General features: G+C 61.2%; 12 protein-coding genes. 9 read left to right on the forward strand and 3 right to left on the reverse strand.

Going from position 1 to position 16,744, the window contains the following annotated elements:
• The first annotated feature begins 143 nt into the window (after positions 1–143).
• Entirely contained in the window at positions 144–2,090 is a 1,947-nt protein-coding gene (locus AAAT03_RS05980) for a DUF2207 domain-containing protein (RefSeq protein ID WP_349102847.1), read from the forward strand.
• 411 nt (positions 2,091–2,501) lie between these two features.
• Here AAAT03_RS05980 and AAAT03_RS05985 read toward each other — a convergent pair whose 3' ends face one another.
• On the reverse strand, positions 2,502–3,143 hold the full coding sequence (locus AAAT03_RS05985; RefSeq protein ID WP_117640393.1) for a GNAT family N-acetyltransferase: 642 nt from the start codon (positions 3,141–3,143) through the stop codon (positions 2,502–2,504).
• 276 nt (positions 3,144–3,419) lie between these two features.
• Here AAAT03_RS05985 and purH point away from each other — a divergent pair, with 276 nt between their 5' ends.
• Positions 3,420–5,027 carry a bifunctional phosphoribosylaminoimidazolecarboxamide formyltransferase/IMP cyclohydrolase gene (purH, locus tag AAAT03_RS05990; protein ID WP_253057248.1) on the forward strand — a complete coding sequence of 536 codons (1,608 nt, stop codon included), beginning with the start codon at positions 3,420–3,422 and terminating at the stop codon, positions 5,025–5,027.
• A gap of 278 nt (positions 5,028–5,305) precedes the next feature.
• Complete coding sequence (locus tag AAAT03_RS05995; RefSeq protein ID WP_253057250.1) at positions 5,306–6,016, forward strand: hypothetical protein; 711 nt, start codon at positions 5,306–5,308, stop codon at positions 6,014–6,016.
• An 18-nt stretch (positions 6,017–6,034) separates the two neighbouring features.
• On the opposite strand, the gene AAAT03_RS06000 is transcribed toward AAAT03_RS05995, so the two are convergent.
• A complete protein-coding gene (locus AAAT03_RS06000; protein WP_253057252.1) occupies positions 6,035–7,216 on the reverse strand; it encodes a PucR family transcriptional regulator in 1,182 nt (393 codons plus the stop codon).
• Between the two features lie 217 nt (positions 7,217–7,433).
• Between AAAT03_RS06000 and AAAT03_RS06005 the strand changes: the two genes are divergently transcribed.
• The 4 genes from AAAT03_RS06005 to AAAT03_RS06020 all read left to right on the forward strand — a co-directional run bounded on the left by AAAT03_RS06005 (position 7,434) and on the right by AAAT03_RS06020 (position 11,514).
• Positions 7,434–8,465, forward strand: a complete 1,032-nt coding sequence (locus tag AAAT03_RS06005) for an ornithine cyclodeaminase family protein (RefSeq protein ID WP_253057254.1) — start codon at positions 7,434–7,436, stop codon at positions 8,463–8,465.
• Positions 8,466–8,489: 24 nt separating this feature from the next.
• On the forward strand, positions 8,490–9,620 hold the full coding sequence (locus AAAT03_RS06010; RefSeq protein ID WP_349102849.1) for an aminotransferase: 1,131 nt from the start codon (positions 8,490–8,492) through the stop codon (positions 9,618–9,620).
• Positions 9,621–9,789: 169 nt separating this feature from the next.
• Complete coding sequence (locus tag AAAT03_RS06015; protein ID WP_349102850.1) at positions 9,790–10,461, forward strand: response regulator transcription factor; 672 nt, start codon at positions 9,790–9,792, stop codon at positions 10,459–10,461.
• Between the two features lie 9 nt (positions 10,462–10,470).
• On the forward strand, positions 10,471–11,514 hold the full coding sequence (locus tag AAAT03_RS06020) for an ATP-binding protein (protein WP_349102851.1): 1,044 nt from the start codon (positions 10,471–10,473) through the stop codon (positions 11,512–11,514).
• A 221-nt stretch (positions 11,515–11,735) separates the two neighbouring features.
• Here AAAT03_RS06020 and AAAT03_RS06025 read toward each other — a convergent pair whose 3' ends face one another.
• Complete coding sequence (locus tag AAAT03_RS06025; RefSeq protein ID WP_006235921.1) at positions 11,736–12,173, reverse strand: universal stress protein; 438 nt, start codon at positions 12,171–12,173, stop codon at positions 11,736–11,738.
• 249 nt (positions 12,174–12,422) lie between these two features.
• Here AAAT03_RS06025 and AAAT03_RS06030 point away from each other — a divergent pair, with 249 nt between their 5' ends.
• Together AAAT03_RS06030 and AAAT03_RS06035 are read left to right on the forward strand one after the other, a co-directional pair.
• Positions 12,423–13,403 (forward strand): undecaprenyl-diphosphate phosphatase, encoded by a 981-nt coding sequence (locus AAAT03_RS06030; protein ID WP_349102852.1) that lies wholly within the window; start codon positions 12,423–12,425, stop codon positions 13,401–13,403.
• 227 nt (positions 13,404–13,630) lie between these two features.
• Complete coding sequence (locus tag AAAT03_RS06035; protein ID WP_118081531.1) at positions 13,631–16,531, forward strand: UvrD-helicase domain-containing protein; 2,901 nt, start codon at positions 13,631–13,633, stop codon at positions 16,529–16,531.
• Positions 16,532–16,744: the final 213 nt, after the last annotated feature.

The raw sequence follows: 16,744 nt of genomic DNA on the forward strand, positions 1-16,744 counted from the left end.
CGGCAGATAAGGAACGTCCCCAAGTGCCGGCCGTGGACGTGACTTTCGTCCCGTTTGATACTCCGCTGGCCTAGATGTTCGTCACATGAGCCCGCAAACGTGGGACAATGACGCTACTGGTACCACAGACAAAGGATGTGCCTATGAACGCCCCCGTTGCCCAGCCCTGTCGGCAGCGCCGCCTGTTTGCGCGATTCGCTTCCGTCTGCGCACTCGTCGCGCTTGCGTTGTTGCTGCTGCCTGCCGCCGCGCACGCCGACGGCTACTCCATGAGCCAAACCTACATCGGCGCCACGGTTGAGGCCGATGGCTCGCTGACCGTTGTCGAGGGACGCCAGTTCGATTTCGACGACGACATCAACGGCGTGTATTGGGATATCAATACAGGCTCTAACCAGCAAGGCGGCTCGGTGGTCGTCAATGTGCTAAGCGTCGAGGAAGACGACACTGCGTTTAACAAGGTCGACAGCGCAAACAAAGGCGACGACGGCGTCTACACGGTCGAGCAGACCGATGACGGCGTAAGGATTAAGGTGTTCAGCCCCCACGAGAGCGGCGACAGCGCAATCTACTACGTGAGTTATTCCATGACCGGTGCGGTTATGAACTGGGCCGATACCGCCGAGCTTTACTGGAAATTTGTGGGTGACGGCTGGTCGGCGGATTCCGATGACGTCGAGATGGAAGTGTATTTCGCAAATGCCGCTGCCGGGACGGCTGCCGTCAAGGGCGATAACTTCCGCGCATGGGGCCACGGTCCGCTGACGGGCGACGTGTCGCTCGATGAGGACGAGCCCATGGTCATCTATACCATTCCCTGCGTGCATCAGGGCGAATTCGCCGAGGCACGCATCGCCTTCCCCAGCGACTGGGTGCCGCAGCTTGCCGCCTCGGGCGAAGAGCGCATGTCAACGATCCTGAGCGAAGAGAAGGAATGGGCCGACGAAGCTAACGCCCGCCGTGAGCACGCGCGTGCGGTTGCCAGCGCGATTGCCGTGGTGTGTGTTGTCGTGGCGGTTGCCTATACCGGTGTGATCGTGATGCTTAAGCTGCGCAGGCCCAAGCCCAAGCCGCTCTTCCAGGACGAGTACTTCCGCGATGTGCCCTCGGCCGACCATCCCGCGGTGCTTGCAGCTCTCATGAGCTGGAACGACGTGCCCGATCAGGCATATATCGCCACGCTTATGAAGCTCACCGACGACCGCGTGATCAAGCTGGAAGAAGCGACCGAGACCAAGAAGAAGGGTCTGCTCCGTCGCGAAAAAGAGGAGCAGACGTATCGCATCACAGTGACCGACGAGGCCTGGAAGGCTGCCAAGAAGGACGGCATCGATCGCGATGTGCTCAAGGTCTTCTTCGCCGGCGTTAAGCCCGATAAAGACGGCGTCCGTTCACGCACGTTTAGCGAGCTGGAGGAGTATGCCAGCGAGCGTACTGAATCTGTTGGCGACAAGCTCGAGGACTATCAGAGCACAGTTAAGGGCAAGCTGGAGGCGCGCGAGCTTATTGCATCGGATGGCGCTATCGCGATGGTGGCCGGCCTGGTTCTCGGCATCATCATTGTCTTTGGCATCCTGGGCTCTCTGTTCTATACCGACTTTGCGGACGCCAACGTCGGTGCCGCTATGATCTCGATCCCCGTTACGATCGCGGGCTTTGTCCTGAGCTGCACCTTCCGCCGCTTTACGCCGGAGGGCGCCGAGGTGGCGGCTCGCTGCAAGGCACTTAAGCATTGGCTCGAGGACTTCACGCGTCTAAAGGAAGCCGTCCCCGGCGATCTGGTGCTGTGGAACAAGCTGCTGGTGATGGGCGTTGCCCTGGGCGTTTCGAAAGAAGTGCTGCGACAGCTGGCCGAGGCCGTGCCGCCCGAGGTACGCGAGGCCGACGGCTTCTACGACAATTATCCCTGCTACTGGTGGTACTACCATCATTACGGTATCGAGTCTCCGCTCGATTCGTTCGATGACGTGTATCACGAGAGCATCCGTGAGCTGGCGTCGAGCTCCGACAGCTCGAGCGGCGGCGGAGGCGGTGGCTTCTCGGGCGGCGGAGGCGGCGGCGTCGGCGGAGGCGGCGGCGGAACGTTCTAGTGAGCGCTTGCTTTGGGGTGGATCTTTCTGGGCGGTTGCCAGGGAAGATTCATCCCATTTTTGTGCATCGAAACGGGCCAAACTTTCCGCTGAGGACCTTCGCGCAAGGGGCAGTGGACAAAAAATGCCAAATATGAGTACTGTTGCTGCGCTGGTCACATATGTTTGCACATAATAATGGGCTCCTAATGAGAGTACTTCTCGTTAGGAGCCCATTTCATTGAACATTTGGGGAGCTACGTCAGCTCATGCAGCTGGTCGTCATGCCTACAAGCATCAAAAATGTCCCAAATCGCTGCTACTAAAAAGGTAACAGTACTCATATTTGATGTTTTTTGACCAGGGCTATCTACAAACCCCCTAGGCCACTCATTGGGGACAGACTTAAATGACTAGGTGTGGCTGCCTGGGCTAGGCTGTTAGGTCGAGTTCGTAGAGGAAGCTTTCGCGCGGCATGTCGTGACGGCGCTCTTCGCGGTTGGCGCGGTGCGTGGCCGTGCGCTTAAAGCCGTGCAACTCGTAGAACTTCCACGAGCAGTTGGAGTCGGTGTACAGGTGCGCCCTTGTCGCCCCGCGCGAGGACAGGTACGAGACCGCGGCATCGAGCAAAACCGAGCCAACGCCCAGGCCGTGGACATCGGGATCGACGGCGAGCAGCGTGACTTCGTTGTCGTGCGGCAACGGGCTGCTCTCGAGCAGGCGGTTGTTGGTTCGGATGGTTGCACGCACAAACGAGAGATACTCGGCGCAGGCATCAGGCTCCAGTTCACGCATCTGCGATAGCAGCGCGCGTTCGGTATCCATCCAATGTTCCTTAACGGTGGCGCCGGAGCTCTGTCCCGCACGCGCGAGCGAAATGCCACGCGCCTGACCGTCGATTACGGCAACCTGCGAAAACGTCGATGACGAAAGGCAATAGGCGAGGTCGCACGCGGCCTCGAGGCGGTTGTACTCATCGTTATCCGAATTGTTATGCCAAAGCTGCTGCAGAATCAGCGCGATGGCGTCGAAGTCTTCGGTATCAAACGGTCGGTAGAGAACCCGCGAGACCATGGTGCCTCTTTCTTTTGCGGATGCATATCGAGCACAGTTCTACCACGCCAATGGCATCTAATTATGGTGCCCCTGTGTTCCATGAACTCACCGTGCCCGGTGCCGTGCCCATCCCCCCGCTCGCAAACTTTTTCTGCACAGCCGTGCGTTGCGGGATGCAACGTCGCGCTCGATGCGCTACATTGAATCAGTATTTTCAATGCCGCTGCGCGAGCGCTGCAGATCGACGTATCACCGACTCACAGAGCACGGCGGCGTACCAGACAGGAGGACTGCATGGGATCTGATGTGAAGATCGCACGCGCGTTGATCTCGGTTACCGATAAGACGGGTGTCGTCGATTTCGCACGGACGCTGGTTGATGACTTTGGCGTCGAGATCATCTCTACGGGCGGCACGGCTCGTGCCATCGAGGACGCGGGCGTTCCCGTAACCCCCATCGAGGAGTTCACGGGCTATCCCGAGATGATGGACGGCCGCGTTAAGACCCTACACCCCAAGGTTCACGGCGCGCTGCTGGCCCGCCGCGATTCCGAGCAGCACATGCAGGAGGCCGCCCAGCACGGCATTAAGCTGATCGACCTGGTCGTCGTCAACCTGTACGAGTTCGAGAAGACCGTCGCCAACCCCGAGGTCACCTTTGCGGATGCCATCGAGCACATCGACATCGGTGGTCCCTCCATGCTGCGCTCTGCCGCCAAGAACGCCGCGAGCGTTACCGTCATCTCCGACCCGGCCGACTATGATGCCGTCCTGGCCGAGATGCGCGAGACCGGTGGCTGCACCACGCTTTCCACCCGTCGCCGCCTGCAGGTGAAGGTCTACCAGACTACCGCCGCCTACGACACGGCTATCTCCCGTTGGCTTGCCGCTCAGGCAAGCGACGTGGCGGACACCTCTGCCAAGCTCGAGATCTCGCTGGAGAAGGTCGACGACCTGCGCTATGGTGAGAATCCTCAGCAAAAGGCTACGGTCTACCGCTTTGCCGAGGGCTGCGAGAACACCGCGAGCTCTCAGTTCCCGCTTGTGGGCTCCGAGCAGATCCAGGGCAAGCCGCTCAGCTACAACAACTATCTGGACGCCGATGCCGCCTGGAACCTGGTCCGCGAGTTCGACGAGCCGGCCTGCGTGATCCTCAAGCATCAGAACCCCTGCGGTTCCGCCGTTGCCGAGGACATCACGGCCGCCTACGACCGCGCTTTCGCCTGCGATCCCAAGAGCGCCTTTGGCGGCATCATCGCCTGCAACCGCGAGGTTCCCTTTGAGCTGGTTGAGCACTTCGCCGACCAGAACAAGCAGTTCGTCGAGGTCATCATCGCCCCGAGCTACACCGATGAGGCGCTCGAGCGCATGGTCAAGCGCCCCAACCTGCGCGTGCTGGCTACCGGCGGCGTGGACCACGGTGCCCAGGTGGAGCTGCGCTCCATCGACGGCGGCATGCTGGTGCAGGAGGTCGACCACGTGACCGAGGATCCCGCGACCTTTACGTTCCCCACCGATCGCAAGCCCACCGACGCTGAGATGGCCGAGCTCGAGTTTGCCTGGAAGGTCTGCAAGGGCGTCAAGTCCAACGCCATCCTGGTCTCCAAGGGCAAGGCCGGCATTGGCATGGGCCCCGGTCAGCCCAACCGCGTTGACTCTGCGCTGCTTGCCTGCGAGCGCGCCGAGGACTTCTGCGAGCGCGAGGGCGTGGAGAAGGGCGGCTTTGCCTGCGCAAGCGACGCGTTCTTCCCGTTCCGCGACAACGTCGACGTGCTTGCCGCACACGGCGTGACCTGCATCATCCAGCCCGGCGGCTCCAAGCGCGATGACGAGAGCATCCAGGCCTGCAACGAGCATGGTATTGCGATGGTCTTCACCGGAGCCAGGCATTTTAGGCACTAATATCGTTACGCGGTTTTACCAAACCGCGTAACTGCTCGACGCTGCGCCGGCCCCAAGCACCCCATCTCGCCGCTCAAACCGTCGCTCGCGTACAAGAAGTACGCGTCGCTCCTCTTTCGTGGCGACCTGGGGCACTTGGAGCCGGCTCGCTGGCTTATGCTCCACCAGTGGCCTTGGCTTGCTCCGAACGAAGGCTATCTATTGCCGTCTGCGCCGGTTGGCGCGGGCGGTTTTTTTGGGTATAACGGTGCGGTGTATGTTTTTGAGAAAGGTTAGATATGGCCGTTGTGGATGATGCCGAGCTGTTTGGCAATGCCGAGGATCAGCGTGCGTACGAGGACTTTTGCGCCAATCAGGAGGCGGTCGAGAAGTTTACGCTCGACAAGCCCGCGCTTGTCTGCCGTTGGCGCATGTCCAACAAAAAGGTGCCCATGCTCAACCGCCACATCCGCGCGCTGTCCGAGCGTCTGGTGCAGGGCGAGCCACTTACCCATAACATGCTCAGCTGGGCCAAGCAGCACGTTGAGTGGTCGCTAGCCGAGGGCGACTATACTGCGCACGACGGCGTGCTCATGCTGGTGATCGACATCAACGGCAACGCCGCCATGACAGTGGGGGAGTACGAGCCGCTCGCCGATACGTCAGCCAAGGCGCTGCGTGCCCGCTCTGCCGAGGCCCGTTCCGAGGCCGACGAAACCGGCGTGGCGCCCGAGCTGCTTGCTGCCGTCAACGACGGCGAGCTGGCCTTTGTGGCGCCGGCGGACGAGTGCCTGTGCGGCACGGCGACGCTCATCGAACAGCTGGCCCAGACCAAGGACATCCCGGTCGCGCGCGTAGATATTCCCGCGCAGCTTAAGGGCGCGCTGTTCCTGGTGAGCGACGAGCACGGCGTGGTCCCCGCAACCGAGACGGACGCCGCCGAGGCCGACGCCGCCACGGTCGCCTTCTTCGCCGATGGCTACGAAAAGCTCCGTGCCCGCCGTTCCTAACCTCAAGGTGGGGTGGGCTTACTGAAGCGAGCGAGCGCGTTCGATGGCGTAGGCGAGCGACAGCTGCTCCATCTCCGGGGCGCATTTGTAGCTCAGTCCGGTGAGAGCCGTCACCTTATCGAGGCGATATCGAATCGTGTTCGGGTGCTGGCCAGTCTGCTTGGCGGTTCGCTCGATACGTCGGTCGTTCTCGATGAATGCGGCGAGCGTGGATTCCAGCTCGCTGCCATGCTCACTGTCGTGCTCGCGTATCGGCGAGAGAATCGCCTCCGAGAACGATCGCATCTCCGGGGTTTCCGCAAAAGGCATCACGGTTCTCAGGATGCCGAGCTGCGTATAGCGGACGGGACCCTCGGCTCGTTGACAAGATAGGCGCTGTGCGTAAATCGCCTGCGAGATCGCCTGCGCCACCGCCTCGTCTCCAAACAGAATATCGCTGATGCCAAGCCCTTCCGCTCCGCCATCGATGCCGCTAGCCTCGATGAGCTCCGTGAGCGCCTGCACGATTCGCTCCACATCGAGCGTCTGCTCCGAGTCGCTTGTCGCTACGAATAACAGACCTCCGTCATAGGGTGCCAGCATGTTGTGGCATCCGGCGAGGGTCGATTTTGCACAGAGACGTTCGATTTGCAAAAACGTACGCGGGTCGAGGGGCTCTGCAAACGATGTGAACAGGGCGACCGCTTCGTCCAGAAATGACGGGTTGAGGCCTCGGATGCGTCGGCAGATGGACTCGGGCGATACGTCTGTCCTCAGGGCATCGATCTCGCGCTGTGCGAAGTCGATGGACGCGAGCTGCTCGATATGCCGTTTGACCTCATAGATGACGCTGTCAAAGAACAGTGAGTCGTCGGTCGTGAGAAAGACCGGGTAGTGCCGCGCGTTGGCGTAGCGGATGGCTTGGTCGGGAATCGGGATGTGCAGGACGTTTTTGATGATGAGACCGCTCGTTCCCTTGGCGACGAGGTATTTCACGGCTTCAGTGATGAGGTACGGGTCGTCCTTCGCATAGAGGAAGGTGCTGAGGACGATCTCGTCTGAGCTGAAGTTGACGCGCTGGTACTTGTTCTTGAGGCCGGGCATGAGTTCATAATCGAGGATCCCAACGCCGGAGACGGCACGCGAGATGCCATCGCTGCCGGCGATTAGACGGACCGACCCCTCATATTCCCGTGAGAAGTCCGAGACGGTGTATAGCATCAACATCACCCTGTAAATCACTACAATAAATACCGGCATAAAAAGGATAATCGCACATCCGTATGCCGTTGATGCGAGAAATAGTTCAAATATATGCTGATGGAACGAAAAATCAGATTGAGAATCGTTGTAGATTCCAACAAGAAATGATCCTTGGCGGCATCGTTACTAAACCGTACAGTGAAGCAACGTAAAGCTTTCGCTGAAAGGAGCGATGATGGGGCAGATGGTGGTGCTTTCGGCCGAGGAAGTTTCCAAGGTGCTGACGATCGAGGATGCAATCGCTGCCGTGGAGGAGGCATATCGCCAGAAGGCAACGGGCAAGGGTGTTGCGTGGCCGATGGTATATGAGCAGTTCGAACCCGGCGTGGCCGATATGGATATCCGCTCGGGCGAGTTGGCGGGAAGCGGCCTCTTCGGCCTGAAGCTCACTGCTTGGTTCTCTCAGAATCCCAAAAAGGGGCTCCCCGAGATCTTTGGCACTACGCTGCTGTGCGACAACGCGACGGGCGAGCCGTTGGCGCTGCTCAATGCCTCCGCCGTCACTGGACTTCGCACCGGTGCTGCCGCTGCGCTCGGCGCCAAGTGGCTGGCTCGGGCGGATGCGTCCAAACTGCTTGTTGCGGGTGCCGGCCACATGAGCACCTATATGGTGGCGGGCGTGCTCGCCGCCTGTCCCAAAGTGAGCGAGGTCAAGGTGTGGGAGCCGGTTTCCGATGCCGCGCCCGAGGCTCGCGTCGAGCGCATACGAGACGAGCTCGCCCATATCTTGGGCGCTTGCGAGCATGCTCGCGAGGCATCCACCTATTCCATCGAGGCGACGGCCGACGGCCAAGGCGCCGCGGCAGAGGCCGACATCATCGTGACGATCACGCCTGCGACCAAGCCCATCATCCCCGATGCATGGGTGCGCCCCGGTGCGCATATCTCCTGCGTCGGTGCCGACATGCCCGGCAAGCAGGAGCTCGCCTCGGCGCTTGTCGCCCGTGCCGCTGTTTACGTCGACGACCGCGAGCAATCGGTCGCGTCCGGCGAGCTGGAGATTCCGGTTGCCGAGGGTGCCATCACACCCGAGGACATCAAAGCGGAGCTCGGCGAAGTCATCGCCGGCACGGCTACGGGGCGTTCGGATGACGAGCAGGTGACGGTGTTCGATACGTCGGGCATCGCCGTTCAAGACCTTTCGGCATCGAAAATTGCCTACGACCGCGCCGTCGAGGCGGGGCTGGGCACCGTGGTGGAACTGTAAGAAAGTCAAGGAAAGGAAACGACAATGCAGATCAAGGATTTCGCCGTCGAGCAGTGGATGAACGAGTGGGAGACCAAGTGCACCCACAACGTTGCGGAGACGTGCGTCTACTCCCTCACGCTCGACCAGCTGTTCGAGCTTACGAACACCGACAAGAAGGCGTGGCTCGATAGCCTGTGCTCGCGCCGATTCACCTACGGAGACATCGAGGGACAGCCCGGCTTCCTCGAGGGGGTCGCGCGTCTCTATAAGACGGTCGAGCCCGGGCATATCGTGCCCACGCACGGCGCGACCGGCGCCAACTCCCTGGTTATTTCCACGCTCGTCGAACCGGGCGATCATGTAGTCTCCGTCAAGCCCACCTACCAGCAGCTTTATTCGATTCCCGAGATGTGCGGTGCGAAGGTCGATATCCTTCAGCTCGATCGCAAGAACGGTTACCACGTCGACGTCGACGCACTCGATGCCTTGGTGACCGACGATACCAAGCTCATCTGCATCAATAACCCGGACAACCCCACGGGCGCCCTGCTCGACGCCGATACGCTCAAGGCGATTGTCGAGGTCGCACGCAAACACGACGCGTGGCTGCTCTGCGACGAGGTCTACCGTCTGCTTACTCAGACGGATGAGTACGCCGAGTCCGTGGTCGACCTGTACGACAAGGCCGTCGCCACCGCATCCATGTCCAAGGTCTGGTCGTTCGCCGGCCTGCGTCTGGGCTGGGCGGTCACCAAGAGCCCGGAGCTCCGTCGCGCGCTGCTCTCGCATCGCGACTACAACCTGATTTCCGCCGGCATATTCAGCGAGTCGGTGGCGGAGCTGATTCTGGGCAACGCTTCCGTGATCCTTGAGCGCAGCCGTCGCATCGTCCATCAGAACCTTGCTGTTCTGGAGAAGTGGGTCGAGAGCGAGCCGCACCTGTCGTTCGTCAAGCCCGAGGCGGGTAGCACCGCGCTCGTGTATTACGACTACGACATTGACTCCAGGACGTTCTGCACCGACATGATTAAGAAGTCCGGCGCGCTCGTCACCCCGGGCGATTGCTTCGAGGAACCCAAGAGCATGCGCATCGGCTATGCATACTCCGACAACACCGATGACCTGCAGAAGGGCCTGGATGCCATTTCGGCGTACATGCGTACGCTCGAGTAGAGGCTCGAGGCCGAAGTGATGGGGCCGATCGGTTTAGGACCGAGGGCCCCTACTCTCTCTCAAGGCTACCGAACACTATTGTCACATTAGATGCCCACGGGGTCGCATCGCTGCGACGCCGTGGGCATAATGGTGTGGAAAGTGCAAGTTACGAGAAACGGGAGGACACATGGCGCTGATTTATGTCGTTGAGGACGACGAGCCCATTCGTCGCGAGCTTGTCGATATCCTTGCCCGTGCCGGTTTTGAGGTCGAGGCCTGCGAATCGTTCGAGCATGTCTCGCGCGATATTCTCGCCGCCGCGCCCGACCTGGTGCTGCTCGACCTCACGCTTCCCGTCAAGGACGGCCAACATATCTGCCACGAGGTTCGCCGCGAATCCGAGGTCCCCATCATCGTCCTCACCTCGCGCACGACCGAGATCGACGAGGTCATGGCCATGACGCTCGGCGCGGACGACTTTGTTCCCAAGCCCTATAGCGCGCGCGTGCTCGTGGCGCGCATCAATGCCTTGCTGCGTCGCACCGCGGCGGCGGGCGAGTGCAGCACGCTCGTCCACAAGGGGCTGGAGCTCGACCTCGCCCGTTCTATGGTCACCAACACGCAAACCGGCGACAGTACCGAACTCACCAAAAACGAACTGCGTATCCTCTCGCTGCTTCTGAGTCGCGCGGGCAAGATCGTCTCGCGCTCGGCCATCATGCAGGACCTGTGGGACTCCGATGCCTTTGTGGACGACAACACGCTCACTGTCAACATCAACCGTCTGCGCACCACGCTCGAAAAAATCGGCATCAAGGGGTATTTGACGACGCACCGCGGCCAGGGCTATTCGGTCTAGGTGTCGGTTATGTCGTTTGCCAAGTTCTTTAAAGATGCGCTGCTTCCCGTCGCCGTGTGGACGTGCGGCGTGCTGTTGAGTTGCTTTGTGCTGACGGTCGCCGGGGCCCCCGCTTCCATCGTGGTCGTGGCGGTCGGCGTGTCCTTTATCTTTGGCATGCTCGGCATCGTGATCGAGTACGCGCGCCGTCGTCGATTTTTGCGTCAGCTGGAGCGCGCGGCCGAGGAGCTGGAAAGCCCTGCGTGGGTGCAGGAGATGGTGCAGTGTCCGACCTATGCCGAGGGCGAGCTCGAATACGAAGTCCTGCGCCGCGTGGGCAAGGCGGCTTGCGATGAGGTAGCGGAAGGGCGACGTCAAACCGACGACTATCGCGACTATATCGAAAGCTGGGTCCACGAGGCCAAGTTGCCCCTGGCGGCGGCCCATCTGATTCTTGAAAACCTGGACGGCAGCGAAGACGACCTGTCGCGTGTGGATGACCTGGGTCGCGAACTGGCTCGCGTTGAGCGCTATATCGACCAGGCACTGTACTATGCGCGCTCGGAAGTCGTGGAGCGCGACTACCTGATTCGCCGCTGGAATCTTAAGGCCCTGGTGACGGGCGCGATTAAAGCCAACGCGCGCGAACTTATCGCGGCGCACGTGGCTCCGGTGTGCGAGAACCTCGACTTTGAGGTCTTTACCGACGAGAAGTGGCTCGAGTTTATTCTAGGCCAGCTTATTCAGAACAGCATCAAATATGCGCGCGAGGACGGCGCAAAGATCGTGTTTTCGGGCGCGTTGCTGGACGAGGGCCTGGCGAGCGAACGCATCGAGCTTACCGTCGCGGACAACGGCTGCGGCGTGAGCGCGGCCGACCTGCCGCGCGTGTTCGAGAACGGTTTTACCGGCGACAACGGCCGCACCACCAAGCGCGCAACGGGCATCGGCCTCTACCTGGTGGCGCGCCTGTGCTCCAAGATGGGCATCGACGTCACCGCGGCATCCGAGCCCGGCGAAGGCTTCGTCGTAACATTCGCGTTTTCAACGAATAAGTTTCAATATTTCGAGTAACGCACGCGGCAGACGCCCACCCAAACAAAAACGTGCAGCCCAAACAAAACGTGCCGCCCCAAACGGGGCGGCACGCCATCTTTTATCAGCCAACTCGCTGAAGTAAGGCTGCGAAGGCCGCGGGGCCGGGAGGGGTTTCCTAAGGGCACATCCCGCAGCCGCAACGCGGCGAGGACGTGCCCGTGGAAACCCCGCAGGCCCCGCGGCCGGTGGGAGCAACGCTACTTCACGACCAAAATGTCGCAGTCCGTATTGCGCAGCAGGAACGTCGAAATTGAACCCAGCAGCGCATACTTGATCGAGGACAGGCCGCGGGCGCCGCAGAGCACCAGGTCGGGCTTAACCACGTCGAGCATCTCGTCCTTGAGCGTCTCGCGAATGCGGCCGGCGCGAATCATGACCTCGACCTCGGGAATGTCGGGATTGGCCTTGGCCTCTTCGAGCTGCTTGGCGATGGAGTTCTTAAATGCCTCCTCTAGGCCGTTGACCAGGTCGACCGGATAGGAGCCGGCGCTCTCGAGTGCCGTGGAATCGATAACGTGGCCGATAATCAGCTTGGCGCCGTTGTTCGCGGCGACCTTGATGGCGCGTGCGAGCACAAAATCCTGCTGCTCAGTACCGTCGAGTGAAACAAATACCTTGGTGTAGCCCTCGTTCATGGTTTCCTCCTTGGTCTATCGCACGGGCGCGGGGCTCGTGCGTCGGGCGGGCGCGGGTGCGTTGACCGCCGGACACTTTATCTTGTTGCAGTTATACCCAAGGATTTGGGTTTGACTGCTCGCAATTCTGTGAACGGGCGAGTTTTTTGGTAAGGGTAGGCGCGGTCGCACCGCCAACGGTTGATAATGGGACATCGCCCGCATCGTCCGCAGAACATCTACCGGCGGGTGTCTAACGAGGGGGTCCCTTTGGATATTATCGAGCTTCTAAAATCTGCCTTCATGGGCCTGGTCGAGGGCATCACCGAATGGCTGCCTGTTTCGTCGACCGGTCACATGATCTTGGTGGATGAGTTCGTCAAGATGAACGTGAGCGAGACGTTCTGGAATATGTTCCTGGTCGTGATTCAGCTCGGCGCCATTCTGGCCGTCTGCGTGCTGTTTTTCCACGAGCTCAACCCGTTCTCGCCCAGCAAGGGCAAGGAGGGCCGTCGCGACACCTGGGTGCTGTGGGGCAAGATTGTGCTCGGTTGCATTCCTGCGGCGGCGATCGGCCTGCCGCTCAACGACTGGATGGAGGAGCATTTCTACAACGCTCCCGTCGTGGCGCTGGCGCTCATTGTGTACGGCGTGCTGTTTATCGTGATCGAGAACTGGCGCGCGAGCAAGCGCGAGGAAATGGCCGTTGCCGGTTCGTTTGGTTCGCGTGCCGTGGTGTCGGGTGGACGTCCCGCCGGTGCGCACTTTGCGGCGCCCGCCACGGCTACCGCTGAGGATGAGGACGATGACGAGAATCTGGACTTTGGTTCCATCGCCACGTTCGAGGATCTAAGCTGGAAGACTGCGCTGGGTATCGGCTGCTTCCAGGTGCTTTCGCTGGTGCCTGGTACGTCTCGCTCCGGTTCTACCATCATCGGCGGCCTGCTGCTGGGCTGCACGCGTTCGGTGGCGTCCAAGTTCACGTTCTTCCTGGCCATCCCTGTCATGTTTGGCGCGAGTGCGCTCAAGCTGGTCAAGTACTTCATCAAGGGCGGCACGTTCGGCACCAACGAGATCGCCATCTTGGGCGTGGGCTGCGTTGTTGCCTTTGTGGTTTCGCTCATCGCCATCAAGTGGCTCATGGGCTTCGTCCGCCGTCACGACTTTAAGTGCTTCGGTGTTTACCGCATCATCCTGGGCATCGTAGTGCTCGCATATTTCTTCGTTCTGGAGCCGATGCTCGGCCTTTAACTTAGTCGACGCTGCGCGGCGGCCAGGGCGACAACTTGTCATTCAAAGGGGGTGGCATGACCAAAAGGTCTATGCCGTCCTCTTTTTTGGGCGATGGGGCGGGCCTGACGGTGGCGCACGGAGTCGTGGTGTGATTTGCGTCGGTGTCCGCGCGGCTCGGTATACTGGTACGGCTCAAACTATGGCGCCGCCCGCAGGCGCGCCGTCCGTCAGATGAGGAGTCGCCCATGACCCAGCCCCTGCCCTGGGAAAAGAACGCCGCGGTACCCGTACCGCCCGCGCCGGAACCCGTGCCGCTCGATGCATACACCGCCCCTGCTGCGCCGGAGCCCGAGCTCGTTCCGCTCGACATCTACGACGCTCCCGCGCCGGCGCCCAAGCCCGCCAAACCGCTCGTCGACATCGACAGCCTTAATCCCGCCCAGCGCGAGGCGGTCCTGTCCACCGAGGGCCCGTTGCTGGTGCTCGCCGGCGCCGGCTCGGGCAAGACCCGCGTCTTGACCTTCCGCATCGCACATATGCTCGGCGACCTGGGTGTTAAGCCTTGGCAGGTTCTTGCCATTACGTTTACCAACAAGGCCGCGGCAGAGATGCGCGAGCGTCTGGCGGCACTCATTCCCAGCGGCACCCGTGGCATGTGGGTGTGCACCTTCCATGCTATGTGCGTGCGCATGCTGCGCGAGGACGCCGACCTGTTGGGCTACACCGGCCAGTTCACCATCTACGATGACGATGACTCAAAGCGCATGGTGCGCGACATTATGCAGGCGCTCGGCATCGAGCAAAAGCAGTTCCCCATCAACATGATCCGCAGCAAGATTAGCTCGGCCAAAAACGCCATGATCGGCCCCGAGGACATGCTCAAGAGTGCCGATAGCCCCAACGACAAAAAGGCCGCGCAGGTCTACCTAGAGCTGGAGCGCCGCCTGCGCGCCGCCAATGCGATGGACTTTGACGACCTGCTCGTGCGCGCGCTCGAGCTGCTGCGCACCCGTCCCGAGGTGCTCGATAAGTACCAAGAGCGCTTCCGCTACATTAGCGTCGACGAGTATCAGGACACCAACCACGTCCAGTACGAAATCGCCAACCTGCTGGCCGCTAAGTACCAAAACCTCATGGTCGTGGGCGACGATGACCAGTCCATTTACAGCTGGCGTGGCGCCGACATCACCAACATCCTGGACTTTGAGAAGGACTTTAAAAACTGCAAGACCGTCAAGCTGGAGCAGAACTATCGCTCTACGGGTCACATCCTGAGCGCCGCCAACGCCGTGGTGCGCCACAACTCGCAGCGCAAGGACAAGCGCCTGTTTACGGCCGAGGGCGATGGCGAGAAGATCCAGGCCTTCCAGGCAAGCGATGAGCGCGACGAGGGTCGCTGGATTGCCGGCGAGATCGAGAAACTGCATGCCAAAGGCACGAGCTACGACGACATCGCCGTGTTCTATCGCACCAACGCCCAGTCGCGTATCCTCGAAGATATGTTCCTGCGCGCGGGCGTGCCCTACAAGATCGTGGGCGGCACGCGATTCTTCGACCGTGCCGAGATCCGCGACGTCATGGCCTACCTTAAGATGATCGTGAACCCGGCCGACGAGATGAGCGTCAAGCGCGTCATCAACACACCTCGCCGCGGCATCGGTTCCACCTCGATCCAAAAGATCGAGCAGCTGGCGCGCGACAACCGCTGCTCGTTCTTCCAGGCTTGCGAGATCGCGTGTGCCGAAACCGGCATGTTTAGCGCCAAGGTGCGCAACGGCCTGTCGAGCTTTGTGTCGCTGGTGCGCGAGGGTCGCCGCATGGACGGCGAGCTCAAGGACGTTGTCGAGATGATCGTCGATAAGACGGGCTTGCTGCAGGCGTTTCGCGCCGAGGGCACCATGGAGTCCGAGAGCCGCGCCGAGAACATCCAGGAATTCCTGGGCGTCGCTGCCGAATTTGAGGAGACGCACGAGGACATCGAGGGTACGCTCGAGAGCTTGGAAGAGCTGCGCGCAGCCGGTGTTGCCGACGTGCCTGCCGGCGCCGAGCCCGAGCCCGTCGTGGTGAGCGCGCCTGCGCCCGAACCGGGGCCATCTGCCCCGGCATCCTCGTTTGAGGCACTCGTCGGCGCGCGCGATGCCGCGGGCTCCAATCCGCTCGATAGCCTGGCTGCTCCGGCGCTGTCTCCGCAGGATGCCCTGGCTGCTGCCATCGCGGGCAACGCGTATGCCGCGCCGACGGAGATGCCGGCGGGTGCCGTGCATGCCGACGAGATTGAGCGCACCTACGGTCCGCTCACCTGTAAGGCGCTGCCGGCACTCATGGAGTGGCTGGCCCTGCGCTCCGACTTGGATTCCCTGGCCGGCGAGACGCATGCCATCACCATGATGACCATCCACTCCGCCAAGGGCCTGGAGTTCCCTGCGGTGTTCGTGGCCGGCATGGAGGAGGGCATCTTCCCGCACGTGCACGACTTTGGCGGCAGCGATGACCCGGGCAAGCTCGAGGAGGAGCGTCGCCTGGCCTACGTTGCCATCACGCGCGCCCGCAAGCGCCTGTTCCTGACCTATGCGGCCACGCGTCGCACCTACGGCTCGACCTCTGCCAACCCACGCTCGCGCTTTCTCAATGAGATTCCGTTTGAGGATATCGAGTTTAGCGGTATCGGTTCTGCCGGTTTTGAAGGCACGGGCTGGGAGAAGCGCGGCGACCGTCACGGCACCTTTGGCTCGGGCATGGGTTCGGATATGTATGGCGGCAAGGTGTTTGGCTCGCATACGCGCTCGACCGGCGGTTCCGGTTCGCGCGGTGGATCGAGCTTTGACGATTTCTGTGGCGGCAGCAGCTACGGGACCGAGCGCCATCGTGGGGTCTCGCCCGACGCCGGCCGTGTTGCATCGACCTTTGGCTCGGGCGCGCCGCGAGCCAAAAAGCCGTCGTCCAAGGTGTCCCCGACGGTGGAGCGCAAGGTCGATCGCGCCAGCGCATCGCAGGACTTTGCCGCGGGCGATACCGTGAGCCATAAGACCTTTGGCACGGGTACCGTGATCTCGGTCGCCGGAGACATGATCGAGGTCCAGTTCGAAAAGACCGGCCAGACCAAAAAGCTGATGAAGGGCTTTGCGCCGATCGTCAAGCTGTCGTGATTCCGGCGGACCTGGGCGGGCGTATAGGGCAACATCGCCTGCTCGGACAGTCCTGCGCAAGACGGAGAGCACATTAAGTGCTCTCCTTTGCGTGCGGAACTCGCGATCGATGTTGCCCTATACGCCCGCCCAGGTCCTTAGATAACGTTGCTTGCGAACGTCGCTCTGCTCGTTCGCTTTTTGATCTGGAGAGCCGGGTGGGCTGATAGATTA

This window comes from Collinsella sp. CLA-AA-H167, from assembly GCF_040095305.1.
In the GTDB taxonomy this organism is placed as follows: Bacteria; Actinomycetota; Coriobacteriia; order Coriobacteriales; family Coriobacteriaceae; genus Collinsella.